At 68.5% G+C, this 22,043-nt stretch carries 17 protein-coding genes; 7 read left to right on the top strand and 10 right to left on the bottom strand.

Translation table 11 applies throughout. From position 1 onward, the window contains the following. Positions 1-12 precede the first annotated feature (12 nt). Entirely contained in the window at positions 13-1,506 is a 1,494-nt protein-coding gene (locus HNR11_RS06390; protein ID WP_179441604.1) for a M14 family zinc carboxypeptidase, read from the top strand. A gap of 12 nt (positions 1,507-1,518) precedes the next feature. On the opposite strand, the gene HNR11_RS06385 is transcribed toward HNR11_RS06390, so the two are convergent. Further along, complete coding sequence (locus tag HNR11_RS06385) at positions 1,519-5,109, bottom strand: proline dehydrogenase family protein (RefSeq protein WP_179441603.1); 3,591 nt, start codon at positions 5,107-5,109, stop codon at positions 1,519-1,521. Between the two features lie 164 nt (positions 5,110-5,273). On the opposite strand from HNR11_RS06385, the gene HNR11_RS06380 reads away from it, so the two are divergent. Further along, positions 5,274-6,722 carry a GntR family transcriptional regulator gene (locus HNR11_RS06380; RefSeq protein WP_179441602.1) on the top strand — a complete coding sequence of 483 codons (1,449 nt, stop codon included), beginning with the start codon at positions 5,274-5,276 and terminating at the stop codon, positions 6,720-6,722. Positions 6,723-6,747: 25 nt separating this feature from the next. Here the strand turns inward: HNR11_RS06380 and HNR11_RS06375 are convergent, their stop codons facing one another. The 7 genes from HNR11_RS06375 to HNR11_RS06345 all read right to left on the bottom strand — a co-directional run bounded on the left by HNR11_RS06375 (position 6,748) and on the right by HNR11_RS06345 (position 14,335). Then, positions 6,748-7,302, bottom strand: a complete 555-nt coding sequence (locus tag HNR11_RS06375) for a dihydrofolate reductase family protein (RefSeq protein WP_179441601.1) — start codon at positions 7,300-7,302, stop codon at positions 6,748-6,750. 102 nt (positions 7,303-7,404) lie between these two features. Beyond that, the gene (locus HNR11_RS06370) at positions 7,405-8,196 is read right to left on the bottom strand and encodes an ABC transporter ATP-binding protein (RefSeq protein WP_179441600.1); all 792 of its coding nucleotides are present in this window, start codon (positions 8,194-8,196) and stop codon (positions 7,405-7,407) included. A gap of 162 nt (positions 8,197-8,358) precedes the next feature. Beyond that, on the bottom strand, positions 8,359-9,921 hold the full coding sequence (locus HNR11_RS06365; protein ID WP_179441599.1) for an HNH endonuclease signature motif containing protein: 1,563 nt from the start codon (positions 9,919-9,921) through the stop codon (positions 8,359-8,361). A 109-nt stretch (positions 9,922-10,030) separates the two neighbouring features. Then, positions 10,031-10,696 (bottom strand): GNAT family N-acetyltransferase, encoded by a 666-nt coding sequence (locus HNR11_RS06360; RefSeq protein ID WP_246310336.1) that lies wholly within the window; start codon positions 10,694-10,696, stop codon positions 10,031-10,033. 179 nt (positions 10,697-10,875) lie between these two features. Further along, entirely contained in the window at positions 10,876-11,745 is an 870-nt protein-coding gene (locus HNR11_RS06355) for a PhzF family phenazine biosynthesis protein (protein WP_179441598.1), read from the bottom strand. A 59-nt stretch (positions 11,746-11,804) separates the two neighbouring features. Further along, positions 11,805-14,072 carry a heavy metal translocating P-type ATPase gene (locus tag HNR11_RS06350; RefSeq protein ID WP_179442889.1) on the bottom strand — a complete coding sequence of 756 codons (2,268 nt, stop codon included), beginning with the start codon at positions 14,070-14,072 and terminating at the stop codon, positions 11,805-11,807. Positions 14,073-14,113: 41 nt separating this feature from the next. Further along, positions 14,114-14,335 carry a heavy-metal-associated domain-containing protein gene (locus HNR11_RS06345; protein WP_179441597.1) on the bottom strand — a complete coding sequence of 74 codons (222 nt, stop codon included), beginning with the start codon at positions 14,333-14,335 and terminating at the stop codon, positions 14,114-14,116. Positions 14,336-14,485: 150 nt separating this feature from the next. Between HNR11_RS06345 and HNR11_RS06340 the strand changes: the two genes are divergently transcribed. Together HNR11_RS06340 and HNR11_RS06335 are read left to right on the top strand one after the other, a co-directional pair. Next, positions 14,486-14,797, top strand: a complete 312-nt coding sequence (locus tag HNR11_RS06340; RefSeq protein ID WP_179442888.1) for a metal-sensitive transcriptional regulator — start codon at positions 14,486-14,488, stop codon at positions 14,795-14,797. A gap of 11 nt (positions 14,798-14,808) precedes the next feature. Next, positions 14,809-15,768 (top strand): DMT family transporter, encoded by a 960-nt coding sequence (locus tag HNR11_RS06335; protein ID WP_179441596.1) that lies wholly within the window; start codon positions 14,809-14,811, stop codon positions 15,766-15,768. A 33-nt stretch (positions 15,769-15,801) separates the two neighbouring features. Here HNR11_RS06335 and HNR11_RS06330 read toward each other — a convergent pair whose 3' ends face one another. Further along, positions 15,802-17,247 (bottom strand): hypothetical protein, encoded by a 1,446-nt coding sequence (locus HNR11_RS06330; protein ID WP_218849662.1) that lies wholly within the window; start codon positions 17,245-17,247, stop codon positions 15,802-15,804. Positions 17,248-17,424: 177 nt separating this feature from the next. Between HNR11_RS06330 and HNR11_RS06325 the strand changes: the two genes are divergently transcribed. The 3 genes from HNR11_RS06325 (at position 17,425) to HNR11_RS06315 (ending at position 19,893) form a co-directional block, all read left to right on the top strand. Further along, a complete protein-coding gene (locus HNR11_RS06325) occupies positions 17,425-18,204 on the top strand; it encodes a methyltransferase domain-containing protein (protein WP_179441594.1) in 780 nt (259 codons plus the stop codon). Between the two features lie 70 nt (positions 18,205-18,274). Continuing rightward, positions 18,275-19,339, top strand: a complete 1,065-nt coding sequence (locus HNR11_RS14260; protein ID WP_179441593.1) for a CPBP family glutamic-type intramembrane protease — start codon at positions 18,275-18,277, stop codon at positions 19,337-19,339. A gap of 224 nt (positions 19,340-19,563) precedes the next feature. Then, positions 19,564-19,893 (top strand): winged helix-turn-helix domain-containing protein, encoded by a 330-nt coding sequence (locus HNR11_RS06315; RefSeq protein WP_179441592.1) that lies wholly within the window; start codon positions 19,564-19,566, stop codon positions 19,891-19,893. On the opposite strand, the gene HNR11_RS06310 is transcribed toward HNR11_RS06315, so the two are convergent. Beyond that, positions 19,875-21,920, bottom strand: coding sequence for a BCCT family transporter (locus HNR11_RS06310; protein WP_179441591.1), 2,046 nt, complete (start codon positions 21,918-21,920; stop codon positions 19,875-19,877). The two genes, HNR11_RS06315 and HNR11_RS06310, sit on opposite strands and share 19 nt — an antisense overlap. Positions 21,921-22,043: the final 123 nt, after the last annotated feature.

Below are 22,043 nucleotides of genomic sequence, written 5' to 3'. Positions count from 1 at the left end.
GGAAGGACCCGCGTGACGCACACCAGCGGACTCACCGCCCTGGAACCGCTGACCAGGGAGGAGATCCTGGACCGGGCCGCGAAGCTGCCTGAGGTGCACCACTACCCCACGGTGGATGAGCTGCATGCGAGCTTCGCGGAGCTTGCTGCGCAGCATCCGGAGCAGCTCAGCGTGACCCCGTTGGGCCACTCGCGCGCCGGGGAGCCGATCCTGCTGTATTCGATCGCCGGGCCCGAGCATGATCCGGAATCAGGGCCGACGACGGCGGGGCTATCCGGGCTGCTGGCCGGCGGGGTGCACCCGAATGAGCCGATCGGCTCCTGGACCCTGCTGCATCTGGTGCGACAGCTGCTTCAGGACACCAAGCTGCACGGGGCCTTGGCCACCAGCTTCCATGTGATCCCCTGTGCCGACCCGGACTCGATGCGCCTGAACCAGGGATGGTTCCAGACCCCGGCGGACCGGGCCCGGTATTTCGAGAACTTCTACCGCCCGGCAGGCCCGGAGCAGGTGGAGTGGACCTTCCCGTTCCGGTATAAGGCGGCACATTTCGATGCGATGCTCCCGGAGACCCGCGCACTGCAGCGAGCCATCGACCTGACCAGGCCAGACTTCTACATGCCGCTGCACAATGCGGAATCCGGCGGGGCGTACTACTACCTCTCCGACACGCTGTGTACCGCGCCGTCCACCGATACCGCGCCGTCGAGCCACCTCGAGCCGCTGCACGAGCTGCTCAGCGAGCTCCCCGCCGCCCTGGGCATTCCGCTGCACCGGGGAGAGCCGGAGGCCGCGCATTTCAAGGTGCTCTCTCCCGGGGTCTTCGCCATGGGGACCTTGGAGGAGGCCTACGACTGGGTCGAGGCGCTCGGGCTGGATCCCTTTCCGGAGGGATCCACCGGGGAGTCCTCCACCGGCTATGCGCGCCGCCACGGCACGCTCTCCATGGTCGCGGAGATGCCGCAGTGGAAGCATCTGCTCGCCGACGACGTCTCCCCCAGCGGGCAGGACTACGCCGCAGCACTACGAGCCCAGGCCGACCAGCTGGCTGCGGCCGGGGAGCTGCTCATGGCGCTGCTCGGCCGCTGGGACGCGCACACCGAGTCCGTACACGCTGCACCTGCACCTGCGCCCACCGAACCTGCGCTGCTGCGCGCCAGTCGGGCGTTCCTGCCACTGCTGGGTCAGGCCGCGGAGTCTCAGCGCGCGAGGTCCGCGGACCCGGCCTGCCAGCGTGAGGCCACCGTGGCCGAGCTTCATGGCCTGACCGGGATCCTGCACATGCTTCGGCTGCGATTCGGCGGGATGTTCCTGCGCGCGCTGCGCGAGATCGCGGCGAAGGAACTGGCTGCCGAGCTGGCCGAGCTCTACGCCGACTGGCTCGCCGAGGCCGAGCTTCAGGAGGCGGATCTGGTGCCCATCCCGATCAAGGATGCTGCGGGAATGCAGTACGGCGCCGTCCTCGCCCTGGCGGCCCACACGCTGCGGCGGCGCCAGGGCGAGTGAAGCCGTCCAGCCTCAGTCCGCCTTGAGCTCCTGGGCCAGCCGGTGGAAGTCCCGGGCAGGGTTGCCGAAGCGGTGCAGCGTCATGGAGACCGCCTGCTCCTTGAGCCAGTAGCGCAGCTCCACGCGACCCGAGGCGGTGATCTCATCGGCGAGCAGCGCCACCTCGGGGCGCTCCGCCAGCCGAGTCCGCAGCTCGGCATCCACGGTGCCGAGCATGCGCACCCGGACTCCGACGCCTCGATCGTGTCTGCCGCCGGCCAGCGCCGAGGCGAACTGGCTTGTGGTCTCCTGGACCGCGGTCAGCTTCAGCATCTTGCGGCCCAGCTGGAGCGCCTTGGCGGTCGCGCTCGGGAGCTTGGGATAGGCGGAGATGCGCACATCGGCCCCGGCTCGCTGGGCGGCTATCAGCGCACGCAGCACCTGAACCGCGGTGGCGTCGACCCCGACGCGCATCAGCACGTCCTCGCCGAGGTAGCGGAAGATGTTGGCCTCGCTGCTGAGCCCGGTGCGGTCGGTGGGACGACCGAACTCGGCCTCCCACCAGCGCTGATCATCGGCAGCGGCGGCGGCCAGCCAGGCTCGGTCCGCCCCGGAGACGATTCCGGAGCTGACTGCCGAGTCCATGAGCCGGCCCACGGTCTCCTCGAGCGTGACCCCGGCTGCGCCTGCAACAGCAGCATCGGCGCCCACAGTGTCATCTTCCCAGCGCCCGAAGAGCATGACGTAGTTGGGGCCGCCGGCCTTGGAGCCCAGCCCCACGGAGGACTGCTTCCAGCCGCCGAAGGACTGCCGCTGGACGATGGCCCCGGTGATCCCCCGGTTGACGTAGGCGTTGCCCACCTGGACCTGATCCAGCCAGGCGCTGACCTCTGCCGGCTCCAGGGAGTGGATTCCGCCGGTCAGCCCGAAATCGACCTGGTTCTGCAGCGAGATCGCCTCCTCGAGGTCCGAGGCCTCCATGAGCCCCAGCACCGGACCGAAGACCTCGGTGAGGTGGAAGAAGGAGCCTGGCTTCACGCCGTCCTTGATCCCCGGAGACCACAGCAGTCCGGTGTCATCGAGCTGCCTGGGCTCCAGAAGCCAGGACTCCCCGGGCTCGAGCGTCGTCAATGCCCGCTGCAGCTTCTCGCTGGGCGCCTCGGTGAGCGGGCCGACGGTGGCGGCGAGGCTGCTGGGCCAGTCCACGACCATCGAGGCGGCGGCGTCCACCAGCTGGCGCCGGAACCGCTCGGATTCGTAGACGCTGCCGACCAGGATGCCCAGGGAGGCGGCGGAGCATTTCTGCCCGGCGTGACCGAAGGCCGAGGTGACCAGATCGGCCACCGCCAGGTCCCGGTCCGCCGAGGGGGTGACCACCAGGGCGTTCTTGCCCGAGGTCTCGGCATTGATGGCCAGATCAGGCTTCCAGGAGCGGAACATCGCCGCGGTCTCGGAGGCGCCGGTGAGGATCACCCGGTCGACCCCGTCGTGGGAGACCAGGCGTTTGCCGTCCGCTCCTTCGAAGGGGTAGACCCCGTACAGCACATCGCGGGGAACCCCGGCCTCCCAGAGCGCATCCAGGATCGCCATGGAGCAGTGCGGGGTGTGGTTCGAGGGCTTGTGGATCACCGCGGCACCTGCGGCGAGCGCCGCGAAGGTGCCGCCGGCAGGGATGGCCAGCGGGAAGTTCCACGGCGGGGTGATCAGCACCAGGCGGTCCGGGACGAATCGGGCCTGCTCCACCTGCTCGATCTGCAGCGCGCTGTGCGCGTAGTAGCGGGCGAAGTCGATCGCCTCGGAGATCTCCGGGTCTGTCTGCGCCACCGATTTGCCCACCTCGGCGGCGGCGATGGAGACCAGGTGACCGCGTCGCGCGGCGAGGATGTCGGCCGCCCGGTAGAGGATCCGAGCGCGTTCGACGGCGGGGCGCGCCGCCCACGGCTCAGCGGCAGCGCGGGCCTGGGCGACCAGCTCGTCGATCCGGTCCCCGCTGATCTTCTCTGGCAGCGACTGCGCCTCGAGCCAGCCTGGCTGCGAGGCGCGCGCGATCGCGTCTGCGGCCCAGCGCTGGTTCGCCGGCAGGGCAGGATCGGTGTCGGGCTCGTTCACGAAGGGAGGCAGGAGGGCGACGTCGTCGTCGTTCGCCAGCTCTTCACGACTCCGGTCCTGGGTGTGCTGCGGGCTGGGTGCGGTGTGACCGTGCTTGGCGAGGATCTCCTCCAGCAGCGCCAGTGAGTGGCGGAAGCGTTGGGCCTCGCGCTCGAAGACCTCGCTGCCACGTCCGGATTCGTCCACGCCCAGCTCGAAGATGCCGGACATGAAGTTCTCGGTGGCGGCGTTCTCCTCGAGCCGGCGCACCAGGTAGGAGATGGCCACGTCGAACTCGGCGGGGCGCACGGCGGGCACGTAGAGCAGCAGCTGGCCGACGTCGGCGCTGACCGCCTCGGCCTGTTCGGTGGCCATGCCCTGGAGCATCTCGAATTCCATCTGCCCGGTGACTCCGCGCTGGTTCCCCAGCAGGTGCGCGAAGGCGATGTCGAAGAGGTTGTGCCCGGCCACGCCGATCCTCACTCCGGCCATGTTCTCCTCGGTGAGCAGCCAGTGCAGGACCAGCTTATAGTTCGCGTCGGTGGCCTCCTTGGACTCACAGGTCACCTGCGGCCAGCCGGCGATCTCGCCGTGGACCTTCTCCACCGCCAGGTTCGCGCCCTTGACCAGGCGGATCTTGATCCCCGCGCCTCCGGCGGCCACGCGGGCGTTGGCGAACTCCGCCAGCTCCTGGGTCGCGGCGAGCGCGTCCGGGAGGTAGGCCTGGAGCACGATGCCGCCCTCGTAGTGCTTCAGCTCCGGGCGGGAGAGCAGGGTCTTGAACACCGCGATGGTCAGGTTGAGGTCGCGGTACTCCTCCATGTCCAGGTTGATGAACTTGGAGCCGGCGGGCGCCTTGGCGGCCTCCTGGTACATCGGGATCAGCCGGGCGACCACGTAGTCCACGGTCTCTTCGAAGCCCCACATGGAGATCTGCGAGGCGATGGAGGAGACCTTGATCGAGACGTAGTCGACGTCCTCGCGGCGCAGCAGGTCCACGGTGTCCTGCAGGTGCTTGTCCGCCTCGGCCTCGCCGAGCACCGCCTCACCGAGCAGGTTGATGTTCAGCCGGTGCCCGTCCTGCTTGATCGAAGCGACGGCCTTGCCGAAGGGCTTGTCCCGGGCGTCGACCACCATATGGCCGACCATCGAGCGCATCCGCGCCCGGGCGGCGGGGACGACGACGTCGGGCAGCGTCTTGGCCAGCACGCTGCCGGCACGGATCTGCGCCCGGTCCAGCGAAGAGAGCGTGTCCGGGGCCAGACCGCCCAGCTCAGACAGCGCGGAGGCCGCCGCCCTGGTGTCTTCGGTGCGGATCACCCGGTCCACGAAGCCCACGGTGAAGTCCAGCCCATTGGGGTGGGAGAGCACCGCGGAGAGCCGCTGCGCAGACTTCTCTGCCGCGGAATGGTTCTTGCTGGGCTTGGAGGCATGTCCCGCGGCCGGGGCGTGGGACCCGCGCTTCAGCCACTGGGTGACCTTTGCGACCGCGGCCTCGGAGAGGTCGGTGAGCTCGGCGGTGTTCAGACTGGACATCGGGGCCTCATTTCACACGGCGGTATTTCACGCGCAGGTACTGGTTCAGCTGGCGGGGCGCTCGGACTGCTGACTTCCAGTGTGTGGCGAACCACATGTGAGGCGCACCGCGGCACGGGCAGGCGCGGCATCGTTTGAGTCATAAATAGGCGATACTGGCGTGTATGGAGACCGCAGGTCGGGGCCGCCCGCGCATTCAGGACACCGCGGACGACATCGTCGCCGCCGTCCTGGCCACTGCCGGGGCGCGAGTGAGCACGCCCGACTTCTCCACGCGACGCGTCGCCGAGCTCACCGGATTGAGTCAGACGCTGGTCAGTCGCGCCGGCCGGCGGCTACGACGGGCCGGAGGCGGCGCGGTGCAGAGCAGCACCGTGGGGAGCGGCGCGGTGCAGAGCAGCCCGGACATCGGCACCGGGGCGGGGCCCGCACGGGAGCTGGTGCTGCTGGAGATGCAGGTGCGCTTCCCGCAGATCATCCTGCGGTTCACTCCGGCGCCCCTTGTCTCCTCGGGAGGCCGTGGCGCAGTCATCGCGACTATGCAGAGGACTGTCGCCGATCGGCGAGCCACTGCCCTGATGGCCTCGCTGCATGCCTCCGAGGCTTCGAGGTGGCGGGTTCGGGACGCCGGCGAAGCTCCGTCTGCCGAGGTGATGCCCCCGGCCTCTGACCGGCTGTGTGCCGTCTGGGACGCCAGGGACCGGGACTGGGAGGCGTTCCTTGACCGGACTGCGCGCCTGCTCGACCGCTGCGCCCCAACCGTCGAGGCGATCCCCGGTGATCTTCTGGACCTGCTTGCGCGCCGCGCCGGCAGGGGGCTGCACGGCAGCTCCTGGCAGCGAAGCCTCCGACAAAGCGGCTCCATTTCTGACTCAGATCAGGACAGCCTCGGGCTTGCCGCGGACATGGAACGCTCGCCGCGGAACCGTTGGTTCTCGCAGGTGGAGCTTTCGGTGACCGAGCAGATCGCGATCGCGCTGCGCCGTGAGATCACCAATTCAGGCTTCCGCGCGGGCGACCGGCTCTCTCCCCGGGTGCTCGCTGATCGGCTGGGGCTCAGCCCCGGGGCGGTGCGCTCAGCGATGAGTCGACTGGTCGACGACGGACTGCTGGACTCCAGTCAGGGCAGCTTCAGGGTGCCGGCGGTGACCGGTGCCGACGTCGTCGATCTCTATGCTGCGCGGCTGCACCTCGGCATGGTTCTGCTGCGCGCCTGTGCCGTGCAGCCACGCCATCGGATGCTGCCGGTGAGACTGGCGCTGGGCGCTGTGGAGGCGGCCGCCACCCAGGGCACCCGGTCCGACGTCGGGCTGGCGGACCTGCAGTTCCAGCAGGAGCTGGCGGAGGCCTCGGGCTTGAGCCAGTCAGCCCGGGGGTTCCACGCACTGACGCTGCGGGTGCGGATGTTCATCGCGGTGCTGGGCTTGGACTACAGCCCCGCCGTGGAGCGCATCGTCAGTGACGACCGGCGGATCCTCACCGCGGTGCTTGCCGGAGACGCTGAGGCCGCGGTGCGCGCCTGGCGGTTGAAGCTGGACAACGCGGTCCGTCACATGTCAGCCCTGGCGCCGGAGTCCTTCGACGCGGAACTCTGGTCGCGGCTGAGCCGGTAGGGGCTCGCCACGCCTGCCGCCCCGATCAGGGGACGGTGTAGCTCAGCTGCACCATGCCGTTGCTGAATCGGTGCACATCACGCAGCGTCATCGCGATCCTGAACTCCGGGAGCATGCGGAGGCCGCCTCCGATCACCACGGGGCAGATGAGCATGTGGATCTCGTCCACGAGTCCGTGGCGCAGCGCGTGCGCCGCGAGCGTGGGGCCCTCGATCGTCAAGTCCTTGGCGCTGGACTCCTTGAGCCGCTGCACCTGCGCCGGATCGAACTCGCGCTCGATCCTGGTGCGCCTCGTGGTGACCTCGGTGAGGGTGGTGGAGTACACGATCTTCTCCGCGGCGGTCCAGATCTCTGCGAACTCCGCCGAGGCGGCAGAATCCTCGGCCAAGGAGGGGTCCGTCTCCCAGACGCTCATCAGCTCATAGATCTTCCGCCCGTAGAGGTAGGTGCCGATGTTGCGAGTCTGATCATTGATGGCGGCCATGACCTCCTCATCGGGCTCACCCCACTGGAAGTCGCCCGCCGCATCGGCGATATAGCCGTCGGCGGAGACCAGCATGAAGAAGATCAGGTTCCCCATGGCGACCTCCTGGATCTGTCGTGCGTGCTGGTGTCTCGCGTTCTGGTGTCTCTCGTGTCGCTGCGCTGCAGTCTCACACGCGCGGGGTCCATGGCGGAAGGCTCAGTGCACCGGCGCTTTGGGGATCATCAGCGGTTTGCCGGTCTCGGGGTCCTCGATGACGCGGGAGTCCACGCCGAAGACGCTGTGGATCGTCTCCTCGGTGCCGACCTGCTCGGCGGTTCCTTCGGCGGCGATGCGGCCGTCCTTCATCGCGACGATGTGCGAGGCGTAGCGCAGCACCTGATTGATGTCGTGCAGCACGGCGACCAGGGTGCGACCTTCGCGCTGGAGCCGCGAGCAGAGTTCAAGGATCTCTATCTGGTGGGCGATGTCCAGGTAGGTGGTCGGCTCATCGAGCAGCAGCAGCGGAGTCTCCTGCGCGAGAGCCATCGCGATCCAGGCGCGCTGGCGCTGGCCACCGGAGAGGGCGTCGACCTCACGGCTGGCAAGCTGGGTCATCCCGGTGTTCTCCAGCGCGGAGCGGACCGCTGCCTCATCCTCGTGGCCCCAGCGCTTGAACATGTGCTGATGCGGATGGCGTCCCCGCGAGACCAGGTCGAAGACGGTGATCCCGTCCGGAGCGATCGCGGACTGCGGCAGCAGCCCCACCGTGCGCGCGAGTTCCTTGGTCGGCATGTTGAAGATGGATTCGCCATCGAGCAGGACCTGCCCGCCGGTGGGCTTGATCAGTCGGGCGAGACTGCGCAGCAGGGTGGACTTCCCGCAGGCGTTCGGGCCCATGATGACGGTGAACGACCCGTCCGGGATCCTGATGGTCAGGTCTTCAAGCACCTGGCGCTCCTCGTACCCGGAGGTGAGGCTTGAGGCGGAGAGCCGGTATTCGTCGGTCATCGGATCCTTCGTGTCGGCGGTCTCCCGCGCCGGGGGCACTGGTCGGGCTGCCCGTCGGGGCGCCGGGCGGGATGCCAGGCGGGATGCCCGGCTGGGCGTGGGGCAAGGGAATCCTGCGGGCTGCGCTCGGCAGGACTGTGCAGGACTGGTTCTGCGCCCAGCTTACGGGCTCGCCGGGGGTGGCCGGTCCGTGGGGACGTCTAAGAATCCGGCGGTCTTGAGTCGATGGTGCTTGCGGCACAGCGCCCACAGGTTGGACGCCGTGGTCGCGCCGTGCGGCCAGGGAATCTGATGATCGATGTCGCAGTGCTCGGCGGCGACCATGCATCCTGGTGCCTGGCAGGTGCCATCGCGGAACTCGATCGCCCGGCGAAGCAGCTTGGGAACGAACCGGCCTTCGTAGACCCGTGCCAGGGGCTCGGGCAGCGGTGGAGTCGGGGGCTCGGGCAGCGGCGGAGGCTGGGACTGAAACGCAGCATCCGGCGGATCCCCTGTGGTCGCAGCGACAGCGTTCGCGGGAGCATCCGAAGTAGCAGCGACAGCATCTGCGGGAGCACTCGAAGCGGCCTCGAAAGGGACCGGGGTCCAGGTGATCCGGTGTTCGTCGCTGAGGATGATCCGACGGATCATCTCTACCGGGTAGGCGTGGCGACGATTGCGGCTCAACGCAGGCATACCGACGCCTGGAGCGACCCCCGTGGCGCCGGAGCTTGTCAGCAGGGTCTCGGGCTCGATGAGGATGCCGACGTGGCCGTTGATCGGAATACCAGAGCCGGTCTCTCCGGTGAGCAGCCAGCTCGAGAGCAGATCCGCCTCCCGCTGGGCCTGACTCCTGGGGTCGCCGGCTTCTCGACTCATCGGCGGTCCGGCATGCTCGAGACGACCGCCGACCCCCGAAGCAGCAACACTCTCTTCGGATGAGACCCGCGTGAGAGCCGACCCATGATGCAGCCCAGCATCGGGCCCCTCGCTCGGCAGGCCGAGCCAGTCAAATCCTCCCTGCACGGTCCCTGGATGACAGGAGCCGGGGCCTCCTTGGGATGAGGCAGACCGACCCGCATCGGGCCGCTCCACACAGGGATCGTAGGGCACGTCCTGCTTCGGGCTCCGGGCCACATCGACAAGGCGGTTCTTGATCGCCTCGGCAGTGAGTGTGGGCAGCATCGCGTGCAGAATGCTGACTCCATCCTCCAGATGCTCCAGCCAGACCCGGCGTTCTGCGTGCCCGCGGCGACACCGCTGCTCATGCTGAGCCGGTTCGGCCCGCGCCACGAAGCGGTTCAACCAGGCCGTCAGCCGCGCCGGACGGTGTGTCAGAGCGTAGGCTGCGGCCTGCGCATCAAGCCGTTCGCGGTGTGTGGGCGAGACCAGGCGCTCTGCCGCGGAGACCACTCGGACCAGGGAGCGAACGGGGACATCCCCGGCACGCACGGAGCGCCACACCTGTGGCAGATGCTGCCGGGCGAAGCAGGCCTGGTGGTACTGGGTGTAGACGTGCCCCTCGCTGGCGCCCATCGCCTCGGCCGCATTCATGATGGCCGCCGATTCTGCGATTGCACGACCGCGCGCCCTGCTCATGAACTCCGGCTCGATCACCTCGGTGTCACGCATGAACGACTCGACGTAGTCCACCAGCAGTCTGAGCTGCTCCGCCTGACCTCGATTCAGCTGCCGCTGCGACTCCCGCAGAGGCTCTGCATTCGGATCAGTGAGTGCAACTTGCATGATTCGAATATATCTTCTAATCGCATGAGGCTCAAGAGTCTAGCTGCTGCCAATTTGATCTCATTTGGACGCGCTTAGCGGCACGGCCCGAGAACTCGGTGGGCGACCGCTAAGGGCGCACCATCCGGGCATCTGTGATGGCGGGAGCACCCGGATCCTGCTGCTCCGACCCGTCGAACCGGAACCCATTGCGGAGGTAGAAGGCGATGGCTCGCGGATTCTGCCTGGCCACCCACAGACTGACCGGCTCAGCGCGAACCCCCTCGAACGGCGCTGCGCCAGCCTCAGCCTCAGCCCCAGCCCCAGCGCCAGCGCCAGCCTCAGTGCCCGACCCATTGCCGGTCCCAGCGCCGACCTCAGCGCCGACCTCAGCGCCGGGCGCAGCGCCGACGTCCGTGTCCGACCCAGTGCCAGAACCCGCCCCGAGGGTCGAGTCCAGCAACGCCTGCCCCGCCCCGGTCCCGTGTTGGTTTCGGAGGACATAGAGGGTGTAGAGAGTGCGGGAAGGCAGGTCAGGCGACTCAGCCGCGTCCTGCGCCGGGCCTGCCATCGCGAAGCCGATGATCTCGCCGTCGACCTCGGCGACGCGGATGCTCCACTCATCTTTCTGCTCGGTGAGGATCCGCGTCCACGTCTCGCGGCGCATGCGGGAGTGCTCCTCGGTGGAGAACCCCTCCGGGAGCAGGTTGATGTAGGTCTCTCTCCAGGTGGCCACGTGCACAGCCGCGATGCGCTCCGCATCCTCAGGACGCGGCCGCCTGATCACCACGGCCATGAGACCCCCCTGAGCGGCGCGGCGGGCGACGTGCCGGGCTTGCCTGAATCAGTCATTCGCTCAACCCTTTCGGCCCCAGCCTGCGCGAACTGGCCCGAGCCTGCGCGAACTGGCCCGAGCCTGCGCGAGCTGGCCCGAGTCCAGCGCCGCCAGCACGGTGATCCCCGCCAGCGCACCGGTCACACCGATGCGCTCGGCTCCCCCACGTCGATGGTCCCGCTGACCACGACCTCGGCGCGGCCGCCGACCCACAGGGCCTCGCCCTCACCCTCGACGTGGATCCGGCCGCGACGCTGCAGCACCGTGCCCTGACTGGCCACGTATGGCGGAGACATCTTGCCCGAGTACTCCAGCCACTGCGCCACGGACGCGTTCAGGCTCCCGGTCACCGGATCCTCGCGCAGCGCCCCGGCGTCGTCCGGAAAGAAGGCGCGCACCTCCAGATCGGTCTCTGCTTCCTCTGGCTGCAGGGCCACCACGCCGAGGTGACGGTATTCCGGATCGGTGATCCGAGTCAGGTCCGGGGTCACAGCGAGCACCGTCTGAACGCTGTCCAGCAGGACCGCGACCCAGCCGGGACCGTTGTCCACCCAGGCCGCGTCCACCACCTGTTCGGCAGTGACGCCGAGCGCCTCGGTGAGCATCTCCCGCGCCGCCTTAGGGATCGGCCCGGAACGCACCAGACCGGGTGCGCCGAAGTAGAGCGCCTGCTCTCCGAGGTGCACCGGAACCAGACCGACACCACACTCCTGGACGACGACGCCGGCCGAACGCGGCTCGTGCCCGAGGTCCAGCCAGGCGCGGGCCGAGCCCAGGGTGGGGTGCCCGGCGAAGGGCAGCTCCTTGTCCAGAGCGAAGATCCGGACCCGATAGTCCGCCTCCGGAGTGCTCGGCGGCAGCAGAAAGGTGCACTCAGAGAGATTCGTCCAGCGCGAGATGGCACGCATCTCATCGTCGCTGAGCCCCTCAGCCTCAGCGATCACCGCGACCGGGTTGCCCATGAATGCTCCGTCACCGAACACGTCTACCTGGCGAAATGGCTTCAACATGGGCTCATCTTAGACAGCTGGCCTGGGGGCCGGCCGCCGTCGCCGGCCTTACCTGCTCCTCAGACGCCCTTGAAGCCGCGCAGCCGCAGACTGTTGCCGACCACGGAGAGCGAGGAGAAGACCATAGCCGCCCCGGCGAGCATCGGGTTGAGCAGGCCCAAGGCGGCCAGCGGAATGGCCGCGACGTTGTAGCCGAAGGCCCAGAACAGGTTGGACCTGATCACCCGCAGCGTCCGGCGCGAGAGCGCCAGCGAGTCCGCCACCGCACGCAGGTCACCGCGCATCACGGTGATCCCGGCGGCGTTGATGGCCACATCGGTGCCGGTGCCCATGGCGATCCCGAGGTCCGCCTGGGCGAGCGCGGCCGCGTCGTTGACCCCGTCGCCGACCATCGCCACCGTCCGGCCCTGCTGCTGCAGCGCGCGGATGGCCGCCACCTTGTCCTTCGGCAGCGCCTCGGCGATCACCTCCTCGATGCCCACCTCGGCGGCCACCCGATGCGCAGCCCCGGAGTTGTCCCCGGTCAGCAGCACGGTGGAAAGGCCCATGGCACCAAGCCGCGCGATCGCCTCGGCCGAGGTCTCCTTCACCGCATCCGAGACGATCAGCACACCGGCGAGCCCGCCGTCCACGGCGACCAGCACCGGGGTGGAGCCCTGGGACTCGGCCTGCGCGAGCAGCCCGGCCAGATCATCCGGGACCTCGATCCCCTGCTGCCGCAGCAGATCGCGGCGACCCACCATCACGGTGTGCCCAGAGACGATCCCTGAGACCCCGTAGCCCTGGTGGTTGCTGAAGTCGCTCACAGCAGGCAGCTTCCCGGCGACCGATCCGAGGGTCTCGCGCGCCGCGTTGGTCACGGCGCGCGCGATGGGGTGCTCCGAGGCGGACTCCAAGGCTCCGGCGAGACGGAGCAGCTCGACGTCGTCCCCGCCGTCGTCGTCGCCGGCGGCGTTGCGCAGCGACCAGCCGCGCGCCGAATGCATCGCGGCCAGCTTCATCGCACCGGTGGTCACGGTGCCGGTCTTGTCCAGGACCACGGTGTCGATCCCGCGGGATGCCTCGAGCACCTCGGGGCCGCGGATCAGGATCCCCAGCTGCGCGCCGCGGCCGGTGCCGACCAGCAGCGCGGTGGGGGTGGCCAGCCCGAGCGCGCAGGGGCAGGCGATGATCAGCACCGCCACCGCGGCGGTGAACGCAGATTCCGCCGAGGGGCCCAGGATGAGCCAGACCAGCAGGGTGACCAGCGCGATCGCCAGCACGATGGGTACGAAGATCCCCGAGACGCGGTCCGCCAGGCGTTGGACCTCAGCCTTGCCCGACTGCGCCTCCTCCACGAGCCGAGCCATCTGGGCCAGCTGGGTGTCCGCCCCCACCCGTGTGGCGCGGACGATCAGCCGCCCGGAAGAGTTCACCGTGGCGCCGGTGACGCTGTCCCCCTCAGCGACCTCCACCGGCACCGATTCCCCGGTGAGCATGGACATGTCCACCGCAGAGGCCCCGGTGACCACGGTGCCGTCGGTGGCGATCTTCTCCCCGGGGCGCACGATGAACTCGTCCCCGACGGCGAGCTCGCGGACCGGTATGAGCACCTCGGCGCCCTCGCGCAGCACCGCCACCTCCTTGGCTCCCATGTTCAGCAGCGAGCGCAGCGCCTGGCCCGCCTGGGACTTCGAGCGCTTCTCGAAGTACCTGCCCAGCAGCAGGAAGACGGTGACCGCGGCGGCCACCTCGAAGTAGATGTTGCTGGCCCCCATCGCGTGGCCGGCGTCGGGGGCCCAGGGCGGTTCGGCGAAGAACACGAAGTCATGGCGCAGCCGCGGGTCCCCGGCGGCGCCGAAGAGCATCGCGTAGAGCGAGAAGAGCAGGGCAGCGAGCGTGCCCAGCGAGATCAACGTGTCCATGGTAGCCGCGCCGGCGCGGGCGTTGCGCGCCGCGGCGCGGTGGAAGGGCCAGCCAGCCCAGAGCACCACCGGCAGGGTCAGCGCCAGCGAGACCCAGTTCCACCAGGGGAACTGCAGTGCGGGGATCATGGCCAGCAGCACCACCGGCAGGGTGAGCACGGCGGAGATCAGCAGACGACGACGCAGCCCCGCCAGGTCCCGGGCGGCCGGGCTCGCAGCGGATGGCTCCTCGGTGTGCGGCGTCGGCTCCTGTGCGCTGTACCCGGTCTTCTCCACTGCTGCGATGAGCTCGGCGACGACAGCCTCGGAATGATCCGTGACCTGCACCGCGGCCTTCTCGGTGGCGTAGTTCACGGTGGCCGTGACGCCGTCGAGCTTGTTCAGCCGGCGCTCGATCCGCTGGGCGCAGGCGGCGCAGGTCATCCCACCGATCTCGAGATCGATATGCGCCGGGTGGGGGCCGTTCACGGCTGGCGCAGCGCGTCGTAGCCGGCCTCGTCCACCGCGGCGATCACGGCATCGTCGCGCAGCACCGGGTCCTCGCTGAGCGTGATCGCCAGCTCACCGCTCTGGGCACTGACCTCCACCCCGAGGACACCGGGAAGCTGCTCCACCTCCGAACGGATCGCGCTCTCACAGTGGCCGCAGGACATTCCGGTGACGCGGTAACGGCGAGTCTCGGTCATGATGGGCTCCTCAGCAGTGCGGCAAAGCATACGAATACACCCAAATATACCCCCTAAGGGTATATTTGTGGAGCACGGCTCATATAGTGGTGGCCTCGGCCATCTGAGGAGGACCCCATGGACAGCGCAGCGCTCGAGCACTCGACCGGCATGCCGGAACCGACCTCGACCGAAGAGCAGCATCACGGGTACATGACGCAGAAGGACCGATACCTGGGGCGGCTGCGGCGGATCGAGGGGCAGACCAGGGGGATCCACCGGATGGTGGAGGAGGACACCTACTGCATCGACATCCTCACCCAGATCAGCGCGACCACCTCGGCCCTGGAGAATGTGGCGATGGCACTGCTGGAGGACCACCTGCGGCACTGCGTGGCAGACGCGGTCGCCGTCGGCGGCGATGAGGCTGAGGCGAAGCTGAAGGAGGCCACTGCGGCCATCCGTCGCCTCGTGAAGTCCTGAGCGTGCCGGTGATGACACCAGCGCGCGGCGTCGTCCTGATGGTGCTGGGCACCCTGGCCCTGGCCGCCTCGGCGGCGATGATCTCCGCCATCGACGGCGAACCGCTCAGCGTGGCTGCCTGGCGCTGCCTGCTCGCGGTGCCGATGCTGCTGCCGCTGGCCGCCTGGGAGCTGCTGCGCAGGCCCGGGCCGGCCCGAGTCCCGCCTCGCACCCTGATCGGAGCCGTGGTCGCCGGCGTCGCCCTGGGTGTGGACTACAGCTTCTACAACACCTCGATCACCATGATCGGACCCGGCATCGCCACGGTGCTGATCAACATTCAGGTCGTGATCCTGCCGCTGATCGCCTGGGCGCTGGAGGGCGTGCGCCCGATGCGTCAGCTGGCGCTGATCACCCCGCTGATGCTCGCCGGAGTCGCGCTGACCGCCGGGGCGCTGGACCTGGAGAACCTGCAGCTGGCCGGCGTGCTCGCCGGACTCGCCGCCGGCACCGGTTATGCGCTCTATCTGGCGATCATCCGACGCACCGCGCCGCGCGCGCCGCGCCGGCACCGGTCTGCGCCGTTCACCATCCTGAGCCTGGTCTGCCTCTCCGCCGGGGTGACGACGGCGCTGACCGCCGCCGGACTGGGTCGGCTCGAGGTGCCCCAGGGACTCCAGGAGTGGGCTCCGATGCTCGCACTGGCCTTCGTGGGGCAGGTGCTCACCTACCTGTGTTTCAACATCGCCATGACCGCGATCTCCGAGACCGCCTCCAGCACGCTGATGCTGCTCTCGGCGGTGTTCGCCGTGGCGCTCGCCGCCATCCTCTTCGCAGACATCCCCAGCGCCTGGCAGCTGGTGGGCTGCGCGATGATCATCGGGGGCGCCTGGTGGACCGCGGTGGCGGCACGCAGAAGGGCCGGAGGCGCAGTGCCTCCGACCCTTCCCGTGGACGACCCTGCGGGTCGCCGTTCACGCTCTCCGCGCTGAGAGCTCAGCGCAGCTCACTGCCCATGGCACGGATCAGTGATCGTGATCCTCATGATCCTCGTCTGAGTGATCGTGGTCTGAGTGATCGTCATCGTGGTCACCCTCTTCATGCTCGCCCTCGTGCTCCTGCGCGCCTTCAGCTGCCCGGCCGTCGACGGCGGCGATCTCGTTCGGGGTGAAGTCCAGCTCGGCGGAATTGATGATCTCCATGGAGCCGAGGTCCACCATGTGCAGGGTCTGCGCATCAGGCTCGGTGATGTAGGCGATGTCGTCGACCACCCGGATGGCCGGGCGCGGCTCCTGCCACTCCTCGGGCTCGGTCCACTCCGCCATGATCTCCAGGTGATCGGTGTGCTCGCCGGTCTCCGGGTCGATCACGTGCAGCTGACCGTCCTCAGCAAGCACCAGCGCCTCCCCCTCGGGCCCGCGGGCCAGGGAGCGGAAGTTATACGCGGCCTCGAGGTCCACGGTGGAGATCTCTCCGCTTGCGGCATCCACCAGGGAGACCTGGGTCATCGGCTCCTCACCCTCGGAGTCGGTGTTGTAGTCGCCCAGGAAGATCGGGGAGTCCTCTGCCGGGAAGAGGTTGCCGATCCGGGCATACTCCTCGTCGGCCTGAATCTTGGTGAACTCGGTGCCGTCGAAGATCAGCACACCGTCCTCACATCCCACGGCCAGCATGCCTTCGGGCCCTGCAGCTTCACCGTGCACACCGGGGCATTCCTCGCTGCGGGCGACCTCTTCGCCGTCGGCGTCGAGCACCCGGGCCCCGTTGCGTTCATCCTCGTTGCCGAGCGTCTCGAAGCGCCCACCGTCAGGGAAGACTGCCGCGACTCCGTGGTGCGCCTCCTCGGTCTCGGCGACCTCGGTCTCGAGCTGCTCCTCGGATCCCAGGTCGAGGTCTGCAAGCTCGGAGAGCTCATAGCTGTGGATCTCACCGTTGCCGTCGAAGAACAGCGTGCCGATGCCCTCGTGGGAGACCACGTGGCCCGGAGCGGGACCGTCCACGGTGAGGTCACTGACGTAGGGATCGGTGGTGTAGAAGTGATCGTGATCCCCATGCGGCTCGCCCCAGGTACCACCATCGATCAGCCGGAAGCTCTCGCCTTCGGTGAGGAAGAAGTGTCGTCCATCCCCCGCAGGGTTGACCCGGACGAACCCCTCGGCCTCATCCTCGCTGAGCACCTCCAGAGTGGCCCCGTCGAGTACGGCGACTCCGCCGTCGTAGGTGACCGCCAGACGGGGGCTGGGACCGCCGGCCTCATGGGTCTCGCGGTCTGTGGGTTCCACGGCCGCGGCGTCGGAGGTCGCCTCGTCCCCACCGCCGTCGGCGCCCTCACTGCTCTCGGAGGTCGGGGTGGCGGAGGCGGCGGGCTCCTCCTCGGAGGCGTCCCCGTCGGCGGCGGAATCAGCACAGGAGACCAGCGCGAGCGCGGAGATCATGAAGACAGAGGGCAGCGTGAGATGTTTGGTGTTCATGCGAATCATTCTTAGTTATCTCGGCGTCAATTGCAAATCGTTCGCATTAAAGCGAGTCGGGGTGCTTGGTCGTCGCGCCGCAGGGGTGCCTACACCACCTTTGCTGCGGGGAGAACCTGGTGTCGGATTATGTCGAGCCCCGGGCGGTGCCGGAATCCCTCGATTTAGACTCAGACCATGCCCAGCACCCAGTGGAACCCGGGCGCGTATCTGACCTACGCCTCCGAACGAACCCAGCCCTTCATCGACCTGCTCCAGCGCGTGCGCTCCCCCAAGGCGGATCGGATCGTGGACCTCGGATGTGGCCCTGGCAACGGGATGCCGGTGCTGCGAGGGATGTGGCCCACGGCATGGATCACCGGCATCGATTCCTCGGCCGAGATGCTCCAGCGAGCCGACGCGGCCACCGACGACGAGCGCATCTCCTACGCGCAGGCCGACATCCGGGACCTGCATCTGAAGGAGAAGGCGGATCTGATCGTCTCCAATGCGGCGCTGCAGTGGATCCCCGAGCACCGTGAGCTGCTTCCGAGCATCATGGACAACGTGGCCCCCGGCGGTGCGCTGGCCGTGCAGGTCCCGGGCAACTTCGGCGCCCCGAGCCACCGGCTGCTCGCCGAGTTCGCCGCCGCGCCCCGTTACGCGGCTCATATCGACCCCGACTCCCTGCTCCAGCCCACCTCCGAGCTTCACGAGTACATGCTCGACGTCTCGCTGCCCGGTTGGGAGGTCGAGGCCTGGGAGACCCGCTACCACCACGTGCTGCACGGCGAGGACCCGGTCTTCGACTGGATCTCCGCCGCGGCGGCCCGGCCGGTGCTCCAGGCGCTGCCGGCGGATCTCCGGGAGGAGTTCACCGCGGAGTACAAGGCCGCGCTGCGCGAGGCCTACCCGGCGACCCGGATCGGCACGATCCTGCCGTTCCGGCGGCTCTTCTTCATCGCACGCCGGTCCTGAACCGGGCTCGGCTGCGCCGCACGCGCGGTCCGCAGGCCGAACCGGGAGCCGGAGCCGGTAGGGTCATCGCGTGACTGTTCCCTCTCCTGTCTCGACGACGACGACGCCGCGCACACCTCTGATCGTCCTCAGCAGCTTCGTGCTGGTGGCGCTGACACTGGGCTGGCTGATCGGCCTGCCCCTGGTGCTGATGAGCCCCGAGGAGCGCAGCGCCGCACCGCTGGATCTCTACTACAACCTGTTCATGCTCACCCCGGCAGTGGCCGCGCTGGCCGCGTACCTGCTGGAGCGCCGTCAGCCGCTGAATGTGCTCTATGGCCACCGCGCCGAAGCGGCTGCCCAGGATCATCAGGTTGCCCGGGACCAGCAGCCGGAGATGCAGGACGAGCAGCCCCAGGAGCGGCCCGCCCGGACGCTGAAGCCACAGAGTGTGACCGATGCCCTGGGCATCACGCCGCTGCGTCCGGTGCGCCGACTGTTGAGCTGGTCGGTGCTCGGACTGCTGCTCTTCTTCGCCTTCAGCCTCGCCGCGCTGCCGCTTGGCGGGGCTCTGGGCGTCTACCCCTTCGACCCGTCGATGCCGCTCTTCGTCCAGGATCTGAGTTCGCGGCTGGGTCGCGACGCCACCGAGTTCATCGCCACCGGCGTGCTGGTGGAGGTCGGATTGATCTTCACCGCCTCGGTGCTCGGGGTGTTCCTGCACGCCGGGATCGAGATGGGTTGGCGCGGCTACCTCTTCCCCAGGCTGGCGCTGCGCTGGGGACCGCGCGCCGCCGTCGTGGTGACCGGGGTGATCTCAGGGATCTGGTACGCCCCGCTGCTCGCCGCCGGGTTCTTCTATGACCAGACTCCGGTGTTCCAGGCGCTGGCGCTGATGCTGGGCTTCTCGATCATCATCGGAGGCGTGCTGGCCTGGCTGCGGATGCAGTCCGGGTCGATCTGGCCCGCGGCCTTCGCACAGTCGATGATCTCTGCGGCCGCGATCCTGCACTTCTGGTTCGCCGAGGCGGGGCAGATGGTGGATCTGCGCCAGGCCACGCTGCAGGGAGTCTCCGGGTGGATCCTGCCTGGGCTGCTGCTGGTGGGCCTGATGGTCTTCGCTCGTCGCGCCTTCGGAGAGGTCACCGATCGGTGAAGAACCGCACAGCGGTGCTTGACGCCCGAGCTGCGCTGGGTGGCTGAGCTGCGCTGGGGGAGCTGCGCTGCACTGGGCGCCCGACCGGTGCTGGACGCCCGCCGAGAAGTCCCGGACACATCAGCGTCACACTGCCGACAAAGCGGAGAAACGCCCTCGCTCTAGCCTGAGTCCAGACAGCCCAGCAGCTGTCTGCACTCAGGCTAGGGCGGGGAGGCACGGCGATGACGATTCCGGCACAGCCGCCGGCGGAAGCGGACTCTGCCCTGCGCCTGCACACCAGCTCCGGGGAGATCCAGGTCTGCGGTGACACCCTGCATCTGCCGCCGCCGAACACCGCCCCGGTCCAGCTGGCGCCGGGGCCGCTCGCGGTGATGCGAGCGCTGATGAAGGCTCAGGGCGCGGTGCTCTCCAGGGAGCACCTGCTGGCGATGCTGCCGCACTGCGGCTCAGAGCACGCCCTGGAGATGTGGGTCTCCCGGCTGCGCCAGGCGCTGCCTGACCCCTCGATGGTCAAGACCGTGGTCAAGCGCGGTTACCGGCTGGTGGTCTGACCCGGCTCAGGATCGGGCCCGCGGGCCGGCTTGTCACCCGGCCGCGCGCTGCCGTTCTCCGCGCCGCCGGTCGCGCTGCCGTTCTCCGCGACCACGGTGCCGATCTCTCCGGTCTCGGGGTCCCAGCCGTCGGCCCATTCCCCGGTGGCGAAGTCATAGCCCACCGGGGTTCCGTCCTCATCGGTGCGCTGGTACCACTCGGTGTAGTCATCATGCTCGGAGTCCACCTCGGCCCCGGCGCCCTCACCGGGGTGGGTGGGAACCACCTCGATGGCGAAGTCGTCGCCATAGCGCTGGACGCCGTCGAGCACCGCGTTGCTCATGGCGAGATCGGCGTACCTCTCCCGCAGCGCGTGCGGGTCGGTGGCCAGTTCACGTGACCAGGCGATCATGATCAGGATCAGCACCAGGGCGAAGGGCAGCGCGGTGACGATCACCAGCGACTGCAGGCCCTCCAGCGCGATCCCATCGCCGAGCAGCAGCATCACCGTGGCCACACCGGCCATGACCAGCCCCCAGAAGACCACCACGATCTTGTTCGGGTCCTGGTCCCCGCGGGTGGTCAGGATGCCCATCACCACGGAGGCGGAGTCCGCGGAGGTGATGAAGAAGATCGAGAGGATCAACACGACGACGATCGGCAGCCACTGCAGGAAGGGCAGCGCATCGATCACCGCGAAGAGCACCTCCGGGGCACTCAGATCAGGGCTGACATCGCCCTGGCCCTCGCGGGAGAGCCACATCGAGGTTCCGCCCATGACTCCATAGGCCACGAAGAGCAGCGAGGAGGGGACCAGGATGACGCCCAGGATGAACTGCCGGATGGTACGGCCGCGGGAGACCCGGGCGATGAAGATGCCCACGAAGGGCGACCAGGAGATCCACCAGGCCCAGTAATAGACCGTCCACGTCGACTGGAAGTCCAGGGTGTCCTGACCCCAGGAGGCGGAGCGGCCCATCATCTCGAACATCGTCCCGAAGTACTCCATCAGCGAGGACGGCAGCAGGTTCAGCAGGAACAGCGTGGGTCCGGCGAAGAAGAACAGTGCGATGACACCGATGGTGAGCACGATGTTCAGGCTCGAGAGGTAGCGGATCCCGCGCGAGATCCCGGAGACCGCGGAGACCACGAAGCAGGCGCTCAGCACGGCGATGATGCCGATCATCATGGCGTTGGTCAGCTCCGAGGCTCCGGAGACGATCACCACTCCCTGCCCGATCTGCATCACGGCGATGCCCAGCGCCGCGGCGGTGCCGAAGAGCGTGGCAATGATGGCGAACATGTCGATCATCTGACCGGCGAAGCCCTCGGAGTGCTTCTTGCCGAAGAGCTTCTCGAAGATCGCTGACATCAGCGGGACCCGGCCGCGGCGATACGCGGCGTAGGCCACTGCGCCGCCGACCAGGGCATAGATGCCCCAGGCGTGCAGTCCCCAGTGGAAGTAGGTCTGGGCCATGGCGCTGTGCAGCGCCTGCTCCGACTCCGGCGCATGATCCAGCGGCGCTGGCACATTGTGGAAGTAGGTCAGCGGCTCGGCGGGGCCCCAGAAGAGCACCCCGATGCCGATGCCCGCGGCGAAGAGCATCGCGATCCAGGCGAAGGTGGAGTACTCCGGCTTCTCCCCGTCCTTGCCCAGCGGGATCTTGCCATAGCGGGTGAAGGCCAGGATCAGCAGGAAGACCAGGACCACGATGGCCAGCGCGTTGAACAGCCAGCCGGCATGCTCCATGGTCCAGCCGTAGGCCCTCCCGGAGACGGTCCCGACGCTCTCCGGGCTGGTGATCCCCCAGATCACGAAGGCCACGGTGAGCACACCGGTGATCGCGAAGATCAGCCAGTCGATGCTGTAGCGCCTGCGCTGCTCATCGATGCCGATCCCGGGCACCAGCGCGGGGTGGATGTCATGCGGGTAGCTCGAGCGGGAGATCGGGTTCAGCTGGCCCAGCGCCTGACCGGCCTGGCGCGAGACCCGTCGGGTCTCGGCACCGAGCCGCTGGCTGCGGGTGCGTGGCTCTTCTTCGGACATCGGTGGTGTACCTCTATCTTTGTCGCTCTTCCGACTCTGACGCCGGAAGATCTGTACAGGTGCGAGTCAGTGGTGCAAGTCAGTGGTCAGCGTCAGTGGTGCGTCCCTCGGCGCACGCGTGGC

Source organism: Nesterenkonia sandarakina (assembly GCF_013410215.1).
GTDB classification, from domain to species: domain Bacteria; phylum Actinomycetota; class Actinomycetes; order Actinomycetales; family Micrococcaceae; genus Nesterenkonia; species Nesterenkonia sandarakina.
Note: the sequence above shows the minus strand (reverse complement) of the source record. Positions and strands in the feature narration are given on the sequence as shown.